At 70.5% G+C, this 16,937-nt stretch carries 17 protein-coding genes; 10 read left to right on the top strand and 7 right to left on the bottom strand.

The genetic code is table 11. From position 1 onward, the window contains the following. The first annotated feature begins 1 nt into the window (after position 1). Positions 2-1,618: a thiamine pyrophosphate-binding protein gene (locus tag C6C15_RS15975; protein WP_105950613.1), complete on the top strand. Its 1,617-nt coding sequence runs from the start codon at positions 2-4 to the stop codon at positions 1,616-1,618. Between the two features lie 32 nt (positions 1,619-1,650). After that, complete coding sequence (gene speB, locus C6C15_RS15970; protein WP_025102677.1) at positions 1,651-2,598, top strand: agmatinase; 948 nt, start codon at positions 1,651-1,653, stop codon at positions 2,596-2,598. Positions 2,599-2,607: 9 nt separating this feature from the next. Here the strand turns inward: speB and C6C15_RS15965 are convergent, their stop codons facing one another. Continuing rightward, entirely contained in the window at positions 2,608-3,480 is an 873-nt protein-coding gene (locus C6C15_RS15965) for a serine protein kinase RIO (protein WP_105950612.1), read from the bottom strand. A 249-nt stretch (positions 3,481-3,729) separates the two neighbouring features. Between C6C15_RS15965 and C6C15_RS15960 the strand changes: the two genes are divergently transcribed. Next, positions 3,730-4,926, top strand: a complete 1,197-nt coding sequence (locus C6C15_RS15960) for an MFS transporter (protein WP_105950611.1) — start codon at positions 3,730-3,732, stop codon at positions 4,924-4,926. 127 nt (positions 4,927-5,053) lie between these two features. On the opposite strand, the gene C6C15_RS15955 is transcribed toward C6C15_RS15960, so the two are convergent. Further along, a complete protein-coding gene (locus tag C6C15_RS15955) occupies positions 5,054-6,019 on the bottom strand; it encodes a helix-turn-helix transcriptional regulator (protein ID WP_234024169.1) in 966 nt (321 codons plus the stop codon). A gap of 84 nt (positions 6,020-6,103) precedes the next feature. On the opposite strand from C6C15_RS15955, the gene C6C15_RS15950 reads away from it, so the two are divergent. Beyond that, complete coding sequence (locus C6C15_RS15950) at positions 6,104-6,565, top strand: DUF3817 domain-containing protein (RefSeq protein ID WP_105950609.1); 462 nt, start codon at positions 6,104-6,106, stop codon at positions 6,563-6,565. A gap of 33 nt (positions 6,566-6,598) precedes the next feature. Here the strand turns inward: C6C15_RS15950 and C6C15_RS15945 are convergent, their stop codons facing one another. Beyond that, positions 6,599-7,402, bottom strand: coding sequence for a MerR family transcriptional regulator (locus C6C15_RS15945; protein ID WP_105950608.1), 804 nt, complete (start codon positions 7,400-7,402; stop codon positions 6,599-6,601). Between the two features lie 211 nt (positions 7,403-7,613). Between C6C15_RS15945 and dnaK the strand changes: the two genes are divergently transcribed. The 6 genes from dnaK (at position 7,614) to C6C15_RS15915 (ending at position 12,899) form a co-directional block, all read left to right on the top strand. Further along, positions 7,614-9,476, top strand: a complete 1,863-nt coding sequence (dnaK, locus tag C6C15_RS15940; RefSeq protein ID WP_060921590.1) for a molecular chaperone DnaK — start codon at positions 7,614-7,616, stop codon at positions 9,474-9,476. A gap of 2 nt (positions 9,477-9,478) precedes the next feature. Further along, positions 9,479-10,123, top strand: a complete 645-nt coding sequence (gene grpE, locus C6C15_RS15935; RefSeq protein WP_060921591.1) for a nucleotide exchange factor GrpE — start codon at positions 9,479-9,481, stop codon at positions 10,121-10,123. Between the two features lie 7 nt (positions 10,124-10,130). After that, entirely contained in the window at positions 10,131-11,114 is a 984-nt protein-coding gene (locus tag C6C15_RS15930) for a DnaJ C-terminal domain-containing protein (RefSeq protein WP_060921592.1), read from the top strand. A gap of 94 nt (positions 11,115-11,208) precedes the next feature. Then, positions 11,209-11,622: a heat shock protein transcriptional repressor HspR gene (locus C6C15_RS15925; protein WP_060921593.1), complete on the top strand. Its 414-nt coding sequence runs from the start codon at positions 11,209-11,211 to the stop codon at positions 11,620-11,622. 47 nt (positions 11,623-11,669) lie between these two features. Continuing rightward, complete coding sequence (locus C6C15_RS15920) at positions 11,670-12,329, top strand: GntR family transcriptional regulator (RefSeq protein WP_105950607.1); 660 nt, start codon at positions 11,670-11,672, stop codon at positions 12,327-12,329. Between the two features lie 126 nt (positions 12,330-12,455). Beyond that, positions 12,456-12,899 carry a DoxX family protein gene (locus tag C6C15_RS15915; RefSeq protein WP_105950606.1) on the top strand — a complete coding sequence of 148 codons (444 nt, stop codon included), beginning with the start codon at positions 12,456-12,458 and terminating at the stop codon, positions 12,897-12,899. A 4-nt stretch (positions 12,900-12,903) separates the two neighbouring features. Here the strand turns inward: C6C15_RS15915 and C6C15_RS15910 are convergent, their stop codons facing one another. The 4 genes from C6C15_RS15910 to C6C15_RS15895 are packed head-to-tail and all read right to left on the bottom strand — an operon-like array spanning position 12,904 to position 16,756. Continuing rightward, a complete protein-coding gene (locus tag C6C15_RS15910; protein ID WP_105950605.1) occupies positions 12,904-13,335 on the bottom strand; it encodes an ATP-binding protein in 432 nt (143 codons plus the stop codon). Next, complete coding sequence (locus tag C6C15_RS15905) at positions 13,325-13,657, bottom strand: STAS domain-containing protein (protein WP_025102664.1); 333 nt, start codon at positions 13,655-13,657, stop codon at positions 13,325-13,327. Before C6C15_RS15905 ends, C6C15_RS15910 begins: the two co-directional genes overlap by 11 nt. Beyond that, on the bottom strand, positions 13,641-15,605 hold the full coding sequence (locus tag C6C15_RS15900; RefSeq protein WP_105950604.1) for a glycosyltransferase family 2 protein: 1,965 nt from the start codon (positions 15,603-15,605) through the stop codon (positions 13,641-13,643). Before C6C15_RS15900 ends, C6C15_RS15905 begins: the two co-directional genes overlap by 17 nt. Further along, positions 15,602-16,756 (bottom strand): PP2C family protein-serine/threonine phosphatase, encoded by a 1,155-nt coding sequence (locus C6C15_RS15895; protein WP_082749981.1) that lies wholly within the window; start codon positions 16,754-16,756, stop codon positions 15,602-15,604. The genes C6C15_RS15900 and C6C15_RS15895 overlap by 4 nt, the downstream gene beginning before the upstream one ends. Positions 16,757-16,937 lie beyond the last annotated feature (181 nt).

The following is a 16,937-nucleotide window of genomic DNA, read 5'->3' as shown; positions in this document are numbered from 1 at the left end:
GATGAGCACCGACACCATCGCAGACGACCGGTACGCCGACACCGCGGGCCGTGCGGTCCTGGAGACCATCCGCGCCTACGGGGTGACCGCGATCTTCGGCATCCCCGGCACGCACAACCTGGAGCTCTACCGGCCCCTCGCCGACCTCGGCATCCGTGCCGTGACCAACCGCCACGAGCAGGGGTCGGGGTACGGTGCCGACGGCTGGGCGCAGCAGACCGGGCTCCCCGGCGTGGTGATCACGACCTCCGGCCCCGGGCTGCAGAACGCGATGAGCGCGATCGGCACGGCCTTCTGCGAGTCGCGACCCCTCATCGTGCTCTCGCCCGGGGTGCCGCTCGGGGCGGAGTTCGCCGACGTCGGCACGCTGCACGAGACCAAGGACGCGACGGCCATGGTCGGCGCGATCGCGGAGTGGTCGCGGCGGGTGTCGACCGCGGCGGAGGCGGTGCAGGCCGTGCACGACGCGTTCCACCTCTTCCGCACCGGCCGCCCCCGTCCCGTGCACATCGAGATCCCGCTGGACGTGCTGGAGGCGCCCGCCGCCGTGCCCGCGGAGGACCGGAAGCCGCGCCCGATGCCCGACCGCGTCTCCGGGGATCCGATCGCGCTCGCCGAGGCCGCCCGGCTGCTGTCCGCCGCCCGCCGCCCGGTGATCGTGGCCGGTGGGGGTGCGGTGGACGCCGCGCACCAGATCGCCGCGGTGGCCGAACGGCTCGGAGCCCCCGTGCTCACGACCCTGAACGGCAAGGCGGTGCTCGACGAGCACCACCCGCTGTCCCTCGGCTCGAACCTGCGTCTCGCCGCCGCACGGGCCGTGGCCGAAGACGCCGACGTGCTGCTCGTGGTCGGCTCGAAGCTGGGCGAGGCGGAGCTCTGGGCTCCGCGGCTCGAGGCGCGCGGCGCCGTGATTCGCGTCGACATCTCTCCGGAGCAGCGGGACAAGAACCTCACCGCGACGGTCGGTCTCACGGGGGACGCCGCCGCGGTGACCGACGCCCTCCTGCCCCTGCTGCCGGACCCCGCCCGTCCCGCCCGCGACCTCACGGCCGAGCGGGCCGCGATCGAGGCCGAGTCCCGAGAGACGGCGCCGGACACCGTCGAGCTCGCCGAGATCATCGCCGCCGCCCTTCCCGCTGACGCGATCGTCGCGGGCGACTCCTCCCAGATCGTGTACATGGCGCTCGGCAGCGTGCTGCGGCAGGAGCAGCCGCATTCCCTCCTCTACACGCCGACCTACGCCACGCTCGGCTATGGCCTCCCCGCCGCGATCGGTGCGGCCGTCGCGCAGACCGAACGCCCGGTCGTCACCGTGATCGGCGACGGCGCCCTGATGTTCTGCGTGAACGAGCTCGTCACCGCCGTCGAGCAGCGCCTCGACGTCACCGTGGTGTGCGTCGACAACGGCGGGTACGCGGAGATCCGCCAGAACGAGGTCGACCGGGGCATGACCCCGGTGGGCGTCGACCTCGTGCAGCCGGACTGGGCCGCGCTCGCCACCGCCTTCGGGGCGGCGGGGCGACGGGTGGCATCGCGCGCCGACATCGCCCCGAGCATCCGCGCGGCCATCGCCGACGGCGGGGTGCAGCTCGTGCACATCTTGCAGCACGCCCTCTGAGACCCACACCTCCCGACGAACAGGAACGAGAAATGACCGACAACATCGGCCCCGTCGACGCCTCCGTGAACCCGCGGTACTCCGGCATCGCCACCTTCGCCCGCCTGCCCCGCATCGAGGACGTGCCGCGCGCCGACATCGCGGTGGTCGGCATCCCGTTCGACTCCGGCGTGAGCTACCGCCCCGGCACCCGCTTCGGCCCGTCGCACGTGCGCGAGTCGTCCCGGCTGCTGCGGCCCTACAACCCCGCGCAGGACGTGTCGCCGTTCCAGCTCGCCCAGGTGGTGGATGCCGGCGACATCCCGGTGAACCCGTTCGACCTCACCGAGGCGGTGACCGAGGTCGAGCGCGCGGCGCTGGCGCTCGGCGAGCAGGTGCAGCGCCTCGTCACGATCGGCGGCGACCACACCGTGGCCCTTCCTCTGCTGCGGGCGGTGGCCGCGAAGCACGGTCCCGTCGCGGTCCTCCACTTCGATGCGCACCTCGACACCTGGGACACCTACTTCGGCGCCCCCATCACGCACGGCACTCCGTTCCGCCGCGCGAGCGAGGAGGGGCTGATCGACCTCACCGCGAGCTGCCACGTCGGCACCCGCGGACCCCTGTACTCGAAGCAGGATCTCGAGGACGACGAGCGCCTCGGTTTCTCCATCGTCTCCAGCGAGTACATCGAGGAGCACGGGGTGGAGGCGGCGATCGACCGCATCCTCACCCGCATCGGCGACAAGCCGCTGTACGTCTCGATCGACATCGACGTGCTCGACCCCGCGCACGCGCCCGGCACCGGGACCCCCGAGGCCGGAGGGCTCACGAGCCGCGAGCTGCTGCGCATCCTCCGGGCGCTGCGCGACCGGGACATCGTCGGCGCCGACGTCGTGGAGGTGTCGCCCGCGTACGATCACGCCCAGATGACCGGGATCGCCGCGAGCCACGTCGTGTACGAGCTGGTGACCCTTCTCGCCGCCCGACTCGCCTCCTGACACCGGGAGTCAGAACAGGGTCCCGAGGAGGTCGGCGAACAGGGCCTCGGCGTCGCACTCCACCCGTCGCCGTGCGAACCAGTCGCACACGTTGACGCAGTCGCGGTGCAGGAGGTCGAGGCCCTGCGGATTCGCGATCACGTCGACGATCTGCGGCAGGTCGATCACCCGCACACGCCCCTCATGCACGAGGAGGTTGTAGGCGGAGAGGTCCCCGTGCGCGAAGCCCGCGGCGGCGAAGACCCGCATGAGGTCGGCCACCTGCGTGAAGTACTCCTGCATCTCGGCCTTTGATCCGCGCACCTGGGCGAGCCGCGGTGCCGCGATGCCCTGGTCGTCGCCGAGGAACTCCATGAGCACCTCGGTGCCGCTGACCTGCACGGGATAGGGGACCGGGGCGCCGCGCTCCCACATCCGGCACAGGGCCTCGAACTCCGCGCGCGACCACTGGGCTGCGGCGACCTCCCGTCCGTGGGCGGTCTTCTTGGCGAGGGCGCGCGTATCCCGGGTGTTCCGCGTGCTGCGCCCCTCGGTGTAGACGGCGGAGCGCTGGAAGCTCCGGTTCTCGATGCCGCGGTAGCGCTTGGCGGCGAGGAGGGTGCGCTGCATCGGGTCGTCAGGCACGGCGCGCTCCAGCAGGAACACGTCGGCCTCCTTGCCGGTCTTCAGGATGCCGAGCTCGGTGTCCAGGGCGCCGGCGGAGGTCACCACCCAGGCGGGGCGGGGTTCCGGCCCCCGCTCGGTGGGGGTGGACGACGGCCAGGTCGTCCAGCGCTGGTTCGCGCCGGGTTCGACCTCGGCGAAGGAGAGGGCGGTCTCGAGGGAGTCGAAGGAGGTGGCGTCGAAGGACGCGGCTTCCGAGGAAGCGGGGAATTCGGTCACGGTGTGGCTCCGGGAAGGGAGGCCACGCGGCGATCAGGAGCGGGTGGCCTCGAAGGGAAGGTGGTCGGCGAAAGGCGCGACGACGACTGCGTTCATCTCATCGCCTCCTTCGCTCGGGCTTCCCGGGCGGATCCCGGTGCGTCGTCGAGCCTAGGGGCCCGGACGGAGGTTGTCCAGGGGCGGACGATCGGTCGGGTGCGGCGGACGACCGGTCGGGCGCAGACCCGTCCTCGTTGCGAGTCTGGAAGCATGACCACGACCGCCCCCGTCCCGACCCTGCCGACCACCCGCGGCGACCGCATCCGCTACGGAGGGCTCATCGCCCTCATGGTGATGGGGTTCCTGCTGGTGACCGCCGAGTTCCTCCCCAACGGAGTGCTCACCGAGATGGCGGACGGCCTCGGGGTGACCCCGGGCCAGGCCGGGCAGACCGTCACGGTCACGGCCCTCGTCGGGCTCTTCGTCGCCCCGACCGTTGGCCTCGTGTTCCCCCGGCTGGACCGCCGGTCGCTGCTGGTGTGGATGGCGCTCGCCGCCGCTGTGTCGAACCTCGTGGTCGCCATCGCGCCGAACCTCGTGGTCGTGCTGCTGGCGCGGTTCCTGCTGGGTGCCGCGATCAGCGCCTACTGGACGATGTCGATCACGGTCGCCGCGCGGCTCGCTGGGCCGGAGCACCTCGGTCGCGGGGTGATGTTCACCTCCGCCGGCGTCTCGCTCGCCACCGTCGCCGGCGTCCCGCTCGGAGTCATGCTGAGCGAGGTCGTCGACTGGCGCGCCGTGTTCGCGATCGCGGGAGTGCTCATGGTGGTGCTGGCCGTGGCCCTGCGGTGGGCGCTGCCGACCGTCCCGGCCGAGCGGGCGTCGAGCCTGCGTCTGCTCGTCGACACGGTGCGGCGTCCGGGCATCGGCCTCGGGATGGTCGGACACGTGCTCGTCGTGCTCGGGCACTTCCTCGCCTACACCTACGTCCGCCTCGCGCTGGAGCGCATCCCGGACGTGGATGCGTCGACGATCGTCGTGCTGCTGGCGCTGTTCGGCGTGGGCGGCCTCCTCGGCAACCTCTCCATCGGCCTGGTGATTGACCGCTCCTTCGCCTTCTTCGCGGTGTTCGCGCCGCTGGTGATCTCGGCCGCCGTGTTGTCGATGGTGCTCTTCTCCGGATCGGTCATCGGCATCGGCGCAGTCGTGCTCCTCTGGGGCTTCTTCTTCTCGTCCTGGCTGATCGTCGTGAACACCTGGGTGGGCCACCGCATGCCGGACCGCCTGGAAGCCGGGGGGAGCCTCGTGGTCGTCGGGTTCCAGGGCGCGATCACGCTCGCGGCCGGCGTGGGCGGACTCCTCGTCGACACCCTGAGCGTCGAGCTCGTCTACATCATCGGTGCGGTCTCGCTCCTCGCCGGTGCCGTGCTCTTCGGCCTCTCGAACCGCCGCAGCTCCCGCCCCTGACTCCCGGGCTCGCCCGGGCACGATTTCGGAGCAGGCCGAAGACACGCCGTCCCCGCGGGCCCGGGGCCGGCGTGTCGTCCTGTGGCTCCGAAGCCATGCCCGCCCAGGCTGGGGCGAGGTCGTGGGATCAGGCGGGGACGAGGGAGTGCGAGGCGCGCCAGGAGGACGGGGTCATGCCCGTCCGGCGGCGGAAGGCACGACTGAAGCCCTCGTCCGAGGCATAGCCGAGCTCGCGCGAGACGCTCGAGACGGACTGCCCCGCCTGGAGCATCCGCTTCGCGGCGTCGATCCGCACCTCGGTCACATAGTCGGCCGGGGAGCGACCCACGGTGAGACGGAACCGCTCCGCGAAGGCCGAGCGCGACATGGCCCCGACGGCGGCCAGGCGCTCGACGGTCCAGTCCCGTCCCGGCTGCTCGTGGATGGCGTCCACCACGCGGTCGAGGAAGGGGTCCTTCGACAACGAGGGCCACCCCGCGGGTGCACACCCGTTCGCCGCCCAGGCCCTGATGACCGAGAGCAGCACGGTGGTCGCCATCATCCGGCAGATCAGCGGGTCGCCCTGGCGCACCGGGCACGCGGCCTCGTCGACAACGCCCATGTTCTCGGCCAGGGCGGCGGCGGCCGGCTCCAGCGCGTCGAATCCGGTCACCGTGAGGAAGGGTGGCAGGAGCGCGGGGAGGGGAGAGGCGGTGTCCGCGAGCTCGATGTCGACGACGAGGAGCGTGGTGTCGGCATCGGCCTCCAGTGCGAAGGTGTCACCGCGGAGCAGCAGGAAGGCGTCGCCGGACACGAGTCGATCGCGGTGTCCTGGCTCTTCGACCGTGAGCTGCTGCGAGGCACGGTCCACGTCGAGGCGGCACCCCGTGCCCAGAGGCGGATGCCCGTGCACGGCGCCGTCGGCGATGTAGACGAGGGTGATGCGACCGGGCGGCAGCGGGAGGAGTCCTCCCGAGGTCAGCCGCACCCGGCGGGCGATCCCCACGCGCAGGTCCACCGTGCCGAGCACAGCGGACAGCGCATCCGCGTCCACCGTCACCATGCCTTCGGCAACGTCGGCTGCCGTCCCCCTATTCCCCTTCGAATCGCTCACCTTGCTCCATTTCGGCGGCGGATGGGGCAAAGTGGGCGATTCGAAGCGGGATACGCTGGAGGGGTACCCCACCCGAGGAGTTCCGTGTTCCGCACCCCTGGCCGCCTGTACCGTGTCCTCGCGATCGCGGAGGCGATCACCTGGACCCTCCTCATCGCCGCGATCATCGCCCGCGCCGTCGGTGCCCCGGGAGTCGTGGTGACGGTCGGCGGCGGTATCCACGGGTTCGTATTCCTCGCCTACGCCGCGACCGCCGTCCTCGTCGCGCTCAACCAGCGGTGGCATCCGGGCGTCGGTGTGCTGGCGGTCCTCAGCGCCGTCGTGCCGTACGCGACCATCCCGATGGAGATCTGGCTGCACCGCACGGGTCATCTCCAGGGCGACTGGCGCCTCGACGCGACCGACGACCCGCGTGACCGCCGCTGGTACGACCGCCTGATGCGCTGGTTCCTCCGCCGCCCCTGGGTGCTCGCGGTGCTGCTGGTCGTGGGCATCGTCGCGCTGTACGTGATCCTGCTGCTGGTCGGCCCGCCCGGGGGCAAGTGATCGCCGCGTCGCCCCGTCTGCGCGGCCTCCGCGTCAGCGCCGCGCGACGGGCTGCTGGAGTTCGGTGACCCAGTCCGACTGGTCGTCCCCGACGGCGCGGACGTAGAGCTCCCGACACGGCCCGGCGTGCACGAGGCCGCGCGCGACCACCTCGGTGTGGATGGCGTGCCAGCTCTCCGCGATCCGCTCCATCGAGCCGAGGTGCACCCCGCAGACGGCGTCCTCCTCGGCGGGGAGTTCGATGATCTCGATCGCGTCGGCGGCGGGGCCGGAGTAGGAGTATCCGGCGATGACCTCCATCCCGTCCGGCAGCGTCCGGTACTGGGCGATCGGGGTGGTGAGGGCGCCGCATTCGTCGCCGATGACCTCGGCCACGGCATCGAAGGAGGGGCCGACGACCTCGGCGACCGCCGGCTGCTCGGCGACGACGGTGCGCACGGCCGCCAGGCGCACGGCGGGGAGGGGCTTCTGGACGATCTCGATCTGCGACATGTGCTTCTCCTTCTCGATGAGGTGGAGGCGCCGCTCCACATCGACGAGTCGCGCGGCGGCGAGCCGGTGCTCCTGCTCCACCTCGGCGCGCCGGATGCGCAGCAGCGCCGCGATCCGGTCGGCGTCGACGCCCTCCGCGAGGATCGACGAGATGGCGTCGAGGCCGAATCCGAGCTGCCTCAGGGTGACGATCCGGTGCAGCCGCTCGAGCTGCGAGGGGTCGTACGACCGGTAGCCGGTGAACTCGTCCACGTGGGCGGGCACGAGCAGCCCGGCCGTGTCCCAGTGCCGGAGCATCCGGTGGGTCACCTGACCGATCTGCGCGAACGCTCCGATGGACAACATGTCTCTGTTCTCCCGTCTGACACCGTGTGAGAGTCAAGCATGGCGGCTCGCGGACATCTGACCGCCCGGCCGGAAAACTTGAGCCTGTTCATATCAAGTTCATTTGACAGCCTTCGGGGCTCGGCGTACACTTGAGCCATCGCGACTCAGGTTTCCCTGATCGCCGCAGGTTTCCAGACCACTACAGACTTCCCAACAAAGGAGAGAACACATGGCACGTGCTGTCGGTATCGACCTCGGAACCACCAACTCCGTCGTCAGCGTCCTCGAGGGTGGCGAGCCCAAGGTCATCGCCAACGCCGAGGGCTTCCGCACGACCCCTTCGGTCGTCGCCTTCACCAAGGACGGGGAGGTGCTCGTCGGTGAGACCGCGAAGCGCCAGGCCGTCACCAACGTCGACCGGACGATCGCCTCGGTCAAGCGCCACATGGGCACCGACTGGAGCTTCGACGTCGACGGCAAGAAGTGGACGCCGCAGGAGATCTCCGCGCGCATCCTCCAGAAGCTCAAGCGCGACGCCGAGTCCTACCTCGGCGACACCGTGACTGACGCCGTCATCACGGTTCCGGCGTACTTCAACGACGCCGAGCGTCAGGCCACCAAGGAGGCCGGTGAGATCGCGGGCCTCAACGTGCTCCGCATCATCAACGAGCCGACCGCGGCTGCCCTGGCCTACGGCCTCGACAAGGGCAAGGAGGACGAGCTCATCCTCGTCTTCGACCTCGGTGGCGGAACGTTCGACGTCTCCCTCCTCGAGGTGGGCAAGGACGACGACTTCTCCACGATCCAGGTGCGCGCCACCGCCGGTGACAACCGTCTCGGTGGAGACGACTGGGACCAGCGTCTCGTCGACTACCTGATCAAGCAGTTCAAGGAGACCACGGGCGTCGACGTCTCGGGTGACAAGATCGCCCTGCAGCGCCTGAAGGAGGCTGCGGAGCAGGCGAAGAAGGAGCTCTCCAGCTCCACGTCCACGAGCATCAACCTGCCCTACCTGTCGCTGACCGACTCGGGCCCCGTCTCGCTCTCCGAGACCGTGACCCGCGCCAAGTTCGAGGACCTCACGAAGGACCTGCTCGACCGCACCAAGAAGCCCTTCGAGGACGTCATCCGCGAGGCCGGCATCAAGGTGTCCGACATCGACCACATCGTCCTCGTGGGTGGTTCGACCCGTATGCCCGCCGTCGCCGAGCTCGTCAAGCGCGAGACCGGCAAGGAAGCCAACAAGGGTGTGAACCCGGACGAGGTCGTCGCCGTCGGCGCCGCGCTGCAGGCCGGTGTCCTCAAGGGCGAGCGCAAGGACGTCCTGCTGATCGACGTCACCCCGCTCTCCCTGGGCATCGAGACCAAGGGCGGCATGATGACCAAGCTCATCGAGCGCAACACGGCCATCCCGACCAAGCGGAGCGAGACCTTCACCACGGCCGACGACAACCAGCCGTCCGTCGCGATCCAGGTCTTCCAGGGCGAGCGTGACTTCACGCGCGACAACAAGCCGCTCGGCACGTTCGAGCTGACCGGCATCGCGCCGGCGCCCCGTGGCATCCCGCAGATCGAGGTCACCTTCGACATCGACGCCAACGGCATCGTCCACGTGTCCGCGAAGGACAAGGGCACCGGCACCGAGAAGTCGATCGTCATCTCCGGCGGTTCGTCGCTGTCGAAGGAGGACATCGAGCGCATGGTGCGCGAGGCCGAGGAGCACGCCGCCGAGGACAAGGCGCGCCGTGAGGCTGCGGAGACCCGCAACCAGGCCGAGACCCTCGCCTACTCCATCGAGAAGCTCATCTCCGAGAACGAGGACAAGCTCCCTGACGACGTGAAGACCGAGGTCAAGGCCGACGTCGATGCGCTCAAGACGGCACTGGCCGGCGACGACGACGAGGCCGTGAAGACCGCGTTCGAGAAGCTCAACCAGTCCCAGTCGAAGCTCGGCGAGGCGATCTACGCCTCCTCGCAGGCGGACGCCGCCGGCGCTTCGGCAGAGGGCGAGACCCCGACCGGTGACGCCCCCTCCTCCGACGAGGACGTCATCGACGCCGAGGTCGTCGACGACGAGGACGAGAAGAAGTAATCATGACGGACAAGAACTTCGACGAGAACGAGGTTCCGGAGGGGTCGGATGCTCAGGCATCCGGCCCCGTGCCGCAGAACCAGGACTCCCGCGAGGCGAAGGCCGCCGAGGGCTCCGACGAGACCCCGGTCGACGCGGCTGCCGAGGCGGAGGAAGGGCTGACGGTCGAGGACATCCTCGGTGCCGCGCAGACGGCGGATGCCGCCGCGGGCGACGCCGCGATCGCCGACGCCGAGAACGCCCTGCTGACCGACCTCAAGCGCCTGCAGGCCGAGTACGCGAACTACCGCCGCCGCACCGAGGAGCAGCGCCAGATCGAGATCGAGCGCGCGAAGGGCGAGGCCGCCAAGGGCCTCATCCCCGTGCTCGACGACCTGGCCCGCGCCGAGCAGCACGGTGATCTGGTCGAGGGCAGCCCCTTCGCCGTGATCGCCGAGAAGGTGCGCGCAGTCGTGGAGCGCCTCGGCGTGGTCGCCTACGGCGAGAAGGGCGAGGAGTTCGACCCCCAGCGTCACGAGGCGATCTTCCAGCAGCCGACCCCCGGCACCTCGAAGACCACGGTGCTCGAGGTCGTCGAGGTGGGCTACCGCCTCGGCGAGGTCGAGCTGCGTCCTGCGAAGGTCGTCGTCGCCGTCCCTGCGGAGTAGGTGATCGATGGCCAGCCAGGATTGGTTCGACAAGGATTTCTACAAGACCCTCGGGGTCTCGAAGGACGTCAGCGACGCTGACCTGAAGAAGACGTACCGCAAGCTCGCGCGCAAGTATCACCCCGACTCCAATCAGGGCGATGCGAAGGCCGAGGCCAAGTTCAAGGAGATCAGCGAGGCCTACTCGGTGCTCTCCGACGCCGAGCAGCGCAAGGAGTACGACGAGATCCGCGCCATGGGTTCGGGCGCTCGCTTCACGGCGAGCGGCTCGGGCGCCGGCGGGTTCGAAGACGTCTTCAGCCGGTTCGGACAGCAGGGGCGCGGCCAGACCGCCGACTTCGAGGACATCTTCGCGATGTTCAACCAGGGCCAGGGCAGCTCGTTCGGCGGTGGCCGGTTCGGGCAGCCGAGCGGCGGCTTCCGTGGCTTCGGTGGTCCGCAGCGCGGCGCCGACGTCACAGCACGCACCACGCTGGACTTCAGCACCGCCGTGCAGGGCGAGACCATCACGCTGCAGGGCGAGGACGGCAAGCCGTTCAAGGTGAAGATCCCCGCAGGCGTCGCCGACGGGCAGAAGATCCGGCTGCGCGGCCGTGGTCGCCCCTCGCCGGACGGTGGGGAGAGCGGAGACATCGTGGTGCAGATCACGGTGCGTCCGCACCCGGTCTTCACGCGGGACGGCCTCAACCTCCGCCTCGTGGTCCCGGTGACCTTCACCGAGGCGACGCTGGGCGCGACCATCGAGGTCCCGACGCTCGGCGGCGACGTGGTGAAGCTGCGTGTGGCCCCCGGGACCCCGTCGGGTCGCGTGCTCCGCGTCAAGGGTCGGGGTGTCGCGACCGCGAAGGGGACCGGTGACCTGCTCGCCGAGCTCCAGGTCGCGGTTCCGACGCACCTCGACGACGCGGCGCGCGAGGCTCTCGAGAGGTTCCAGGAGCTGGAACCGCAGGAGAACCCGCGGGCCGAGCTCATGGCGAAAGCCCGCCGTTGACGAGCACAGGCTTTCGCGTCGGGTCAGGCGCTTCCGGAAGGGAGTTGCCTGACCTGGCGCGGCGGCCTGACGTGAAATCAGGAAGGAAGGCGTGATGGACGCGGACACCCCGGTCTTCGCGATCGCCGCAGCCGCCAAGCTCTCCGGCCTGCACCCCCAGACCCTCCGTCAGTACGACCGGATCGGCCTCGTGGTGCCGGGACGGACGCCCGGCGGCTCCCGTCGTTATTCTCACCGCAACATCGAGCAGCTGCGCGAGGTCGCCCAGCTCTCCTCCGAAGGGGTCAGTCTCCCCGCGATCGCCCGGCTCCTCGACCTGGAGGACGAGAACCGGATGCTGCGCGACCGTGTCATCGCGCTCGAGAGCGCTCTCCGCGCCGAGCGCGAGAACCGTCCCGGCGTGCGGGTGTTCGCCGCCGGAGCTGCGGGGGTCGTGCCCATGCCCACCGGTCGCCGCATCCGCCGTTCGACCGAGCTCGTGCTCTGGAGTCCGCGCTCCGGAGCCTGACCGCGTACCCCGGTGTGTATCCTGTCAACTGTTAACAGGAGGTCACCATGACGCAGACCGTCACGCGCGGGGAGTCGCTCGGAGCGCAGGTCGCGCGCGTGCTGCGCCAGCGCATCGTCCGAGGGGAGCTCGCACCGGGGGCTCGCCTCACCGAAGAGGCCCTCGCCGAGGAGTTCGCCGTCAGCCGCGGTCCCGTGCGCGATGCCCTGACTCAGCTCAGCTTCGAGAAGCTCGTCGAGGTGCAGCGCCCGCGCGGGGTCTACATCGTGGGCCTCACGAGCGACGACGTCGACCAGCTCTACAGCCTCCGCGGCGCATTGGAGCAACTCGCCCTCTCGCGGGCGATGCGGGTCGACGACGACGACCGGTGGCAGCCGATGGCCGACGCCGTCCAGCGCATGGCCGAGGCCGCGGACGCCGGTGACCATGCGGCCTTCGTCACGGCCGACCTCGACTTCCACTCCCAGATCTACGCCCTCGCCGATCACCCGCGGCTGGAGGGCGCCTGGAACCAGTACCTCCCCACGTTCACGGCGCTGCTCGAGGTCACGATCAACCACGACGAAGACCTGCACGAGTCGTCGGACGACCACGTGAAACTGCTCCACGTCATGCGGACAGGAGCCCCGGAGGACGCCGCCGCGGTGCTCTCGGCTCACCTCGACGGCGCCAGGGAGCGGATGCTCCACGAGGTCGGCTCCCGCTGAGGTCGCCGCGTCCGCGAACCCGAGGCGTTCAGCGGACGGAAAAGAACGGTTCCTACCGTGGGGGCCAGGGCAAGAGCCCTGGTCCGCGCCCGCGCGGGTGTCCTGCCACGAAGGAAGAACCTCCTCATGACGAACACCACAGCCTCCGCCTCCTCCGCCTCGTCGCTCGGACTCCTCGTCCTGCGCATCGTCGTCGGCGCGATCTTCGCCGCCCACGGCGCCCAGAAGATCTTCGAGTTCACGATCCCCGGGACCATCGGCAGCTTCGCCGGCATGGGGGTCCCGCTCGCCGAGATCGCCGCGCCCGTCGTGGCCTTCCTCGAACTCGTCGGCGGGATCCTGCTGATCCTCGGACTGCTGACGCGTCCGGTCGGCATCCTCCTCGCCGTCGACATGCTGGTCGCCCTCGTGCTCGTGCACCTGCCCGCGGGCCTGTGGGTGACGGCCGGCGGCTACGAGTTCGTCGCCGTGCTCGGCGCCGCGGCTCTCGCGCTCGCGCTCACGGGGGCGGGGCGCTACTCCATCGACGCCGCCGCCCTGCGCGGGCGCGCGCCGGCCTGGCTCGCCTGACGGGTCAGCCGCCCGCGTCGCGCGCGGGATCCACGCGCCGGACGAGCACCCAGGTGTTGCCGAGATCGGTGACCGTGTGGGTGAACTCGTCGAGCGCCGCCTGCGACAGCGCGAGTCCGCGTCCGCTCTCCGCCTCCTCGCCCGGCATCGTCACCGCGTCCCAGTCGATCGGTGCCGGCGGGGCGGTGTCGCGGATGTAGGCGCGCAGCTCCTCCGCCGTCACGCGGACGTCGATGCTCAGGACGACGTCCGCGTGCTCGTTGTGCTGCGCGACGTTGGTCGTGACCTCGCTCAACGCCAGGGTGAACAGCACCTGGTCCTGCGCCGGTACCTCCGGAGCCTGAGTCCAGAGTCGGTCGAGCTCGTCGAGGGCGCGGTCGACGAGGGCGAGCCCGGCGGGCCCGTCGATGTGGAAGGCCCGGGTGTCAGCGTCCATCGAACGCCGATTCCGGCGTCGGGTAGTCGCGGAGCACGCGATCCAGGTTGGTGAGGTGGAGGACGGTGCGCACGGCCTCGGGGACCGCGGCGATGCGCAGATCGCCCCCGGCCACCCGGGCGCTCTTGAGGCCGCCCACCAGGGCGCCGAGGCCCGAGGAGTCGACGAACTCGGTGCCGCTGAGGTCGATCGCGATGCGCGGCTGCCCGGCGGCGACGAGGTCGCTCACCGCGTTGCGCAGCAACGGCGCGCCCGAGGCGGTCAGGCGCCCCGTGATCGCGACGACGGCGTAGCCGTCCCTGGTGTCAGTGCTGACGTTCATTCGACTCCTTCTCGAGGACCTGTGCGGCGGGACCGCGATAGCGCGCCGCCTGGATGATGACGCTGAGGACGACCAGGTCGTACAGGACCCAGGCGGTGTTGACGAGGGTGCCGGTGCCGTCGCCGGTGCCGACGATGACCCGGGCGACCCCGATGACGAGGGAGATCACGAGCACGACCATCGCGGTCAGCTGCGGCCAGATCTCGCGCCACGGGACGCCGCGCGGGTCTCGGCCGTCCTTCCGCGTCACGGCGAAGGACAGCGGCCGGCCGAGCGCCACGTTGGCGAAGGCCGTCCAGCACGCGCGGATCCACACGGGGAACAGTGCGAGCGAGTATTGCTGGCCTCGCCAGGTCTTCACCCCCTTCGCGACCACGAGGAACAGCGCCTGGTTGACGAGGAAGTACGGCAGGAACCGCACGAAGAAGTCGACCGACCAGGCGGTGACGGGGAGCACCCCGAACACGAGGTAGATCACCGGCGCCGCGAGGTAGACGATCGCGGCGAAGCCGGAGAGGTAGCTCCACATCGTCGCGAAGTACATGAGGCGCTGCCCCACCGAGAGTCCGCGCTTGGCCAGGGGGTTGTCGCGCAGCATCACCTGCAGCGTCCCCTGCGCCCACCGCAGCCGCTGCGTGAGCATCGTCCGGAGGTCTTCCGGGGCGAGGCCGTGCGCCAGGATCTCGTGGTGGTAGACGCTCTTCCAGCCGAGGGCGTGCAGCTGCATCGCCGTCGCCATGTCCTCCGTCACCGAGATCGTGGCGAGCGGGAGGATGGGCTGCGCCTCATCGGCCCGGTCGAGGCGGAGCGCGTTGAGCAGTCCGCGGACGGCCTCGACGGCGGTGAGGGGGGAGAGGTCGGAGGCGGCCAGAGCGTCGAGCCCGGCCTCGTCCACGATCACCTGCCCGAGTTCCGCGTCGTGCTGCACCGGCAGGGACTCGATCACCGCGAGGTCGGCACGGATGCCCTCCAAGTCGTGCGCCACGAGGATCCGGGAGGCGTTGTCGACAGCTTCCCCCACGCGCGCGGCGACCTCGGCGACGGAGTCGCCGCCGGCGAGCTCCTTCCGCCCGCGGGCGATCGCGATGCGGAGCGCCCCGAGCTCGGTGGCGAGCGCGGGGTCGGTCGCGGCCTCGGCCTCGCGGGCGATCAGCACCTCGGAGGTCTTGAGCGCCCGCGCGGCGGAGTCGGTGACGTTCCGCACGTAGCCCACGATGCCGAGCTGCATGAGCGCCTCGCGGCGGAGCACGGCGTTCGACCCGCAGAAGAAGGCCGCATTCCAGCCGTCCTTCCCCTGCTGGATCGGCCCGTAGAACAGCGGCGCCTGGCTGCCGAGCGGATCGGCCTCGTCGACGTTCACGAACCACTGCGGCGTCTGCACGAGGGCGACCTCCGGGTCATCCGCGAAGTAGCCGAGCGTGCGGTGCAGGATCAGCGGGTCGGGCACCTGGTCGGCGTCGAGGATGAGGAGGAACTCGCCGTCGGTCTGGAAGAGCGCGCTGTTGAGGTTGCCCGCCTTGGCATGCCGGGGCTTGCCGGTCCAGTCCTCGGAGCGGGTGAGGTAACCGACGCCCGCGGCCCGGGCCTCGGCCTCGAGCTCGGGGCGGGAGCCGTCGTCGAGGATCCAGGTGGAGTGCGGATAGGCGATCCGCTTCGCCGCCCTGGCCGTCGTCATGACGAGCTCGATCGGCTCGTCGTAGGTCGTGATGAACACGTCGACGGTGCCCTGCGGCGGCGATACCGGCGCCGGACGCTCCTTCGCGCGCCACATCGTGAGGCAGAACAGGAAGGTGTCGATGAGGCTGTAGGTCTCGGCGATCACGAGCGGCACCGCGATCCACCAGGCCGACCAGTTCACCGACTCCAGCCATCGCCAGGCGACGTAGTTCACGCCCAGCAGGACCGAGAGGAGGGCGAGGACGCGGATCGTCGCGAACCGCGCGGTCATGCGTCCCTCCGCACCACCACGACGGTGATGTCGTCGGTGGCGCGGTCATCGTTCGCGAGCCGCAGCGCCTCGCCGACAGCGCCGCCGGGGCCCATCTCCGCGAGGACGCGCTCGACGTGGCCGAACGGGTCGTCCGGGTCGAGCACGTCGAGGAGTCCATCGCTGCAGCAGATGAACGCGTCGCCCGGTTCCAGACGGGTGGTCACCGGGACGCGGGGGTCGGCCAGGCCCATCCCCATGCCCAGCGGCAGGTTCGTGGAGCGCAGCGGCGTCCACGACCCGTCCGCCCGGACGACGAAAGCGAGGCTGTGACCGGCGTCGATGACCTCGAGGTCTCCCGTCTCCGGCCGCAGCTCGGCGACGACGGCCGTGACGAACATCGACGTGTCAGCGAGATCGTCCTCGAGCAGGCGGTCCACCTCGATCACGGCGTCGGACAGCGAGCGCTCCGGCGCCGTCCGCAGGGAGGCGCGCACCGTGGCCGCGACCAGCGCCGGTCCCGTGCCCTTGCCCATCGCGTCAGCCAGCGTCACGCGCAGGGCGTCGCCGTGTCGCGAGAAGTCGTAGTAGTCGCCGGCGAGCATGCCGCGTGGGGCGGCGCCGGCGGCGATCGTGTAGCCCTCGATCTCCGGATGCACCCGCGGGCGCAGCGCCCGCTGCACCACGGCGGCATGGTCGATGTCCGCGTCCTGTGCCAGCTCCGTCTGCACCCAGAACGCGAGGTCGCGCAGGAGGTCCTGCTGGGCGTCGGTGAAGGTGTGCGGCTCCGTGTCGAGCACGCACAGCGTCCCGACCGGCTCGCCGCCCGGCGCGTGCAGCGGATGGGCCGCATAGAAGCGGAGGTGCGGATCGCCGGTCACGAACGGGTTCTCGGCGAAGAGGTCGGTGGTGCTCGCGTCCTCCACCACCACGGTCCGGTCCTGCGACACGGTGTAGTCGCAGAACGAGTCCTGGCGCGGTGCCTCGTTCCCCCCGAGGCCGATCTGCGATTTGCGCCACTGTCGGTCGCGGTCGATCAGCGAGACGCTGACCATCGGCACGCCGAACATCTCCTTCGCCAGTCGTGCCACCCGATCCACCCGCTCATCGGGTGGTGTGTCAAGGATCCCCAGTTCCTCGAGCGCTGCCTGTCGCCGTCGCTCGTCGAACATTCCCCCGGCCCTCCTCCGTGTTTATTCCCCTCATCCTAGGGAGGAACCGCAGCCGGGGCACCAGGGCGCCCACGCGGCATTCAGGTGAACCACAGGAAACGGTTCTGCGCAAGCCCCGCGGAGAACCGCTTCTCCGGATCTAGCATCGCGCCAGGACGGGAGTGTCGTGTCTGCACGTCCT

Origin of the sequence: Microbacterium sp. str. 'China', from assembly GCF_002993305.1 — a bacterium.
Lineage (GTDB): Bacteria > Actinomycetota > Actinomycetes > Actinomycetales > Microbacteriaceae > Microbacterium > Microbacterium paraoxydans.
This window is presented reverse-complemented; position numbering and strand designations above follow the sequence as displayed.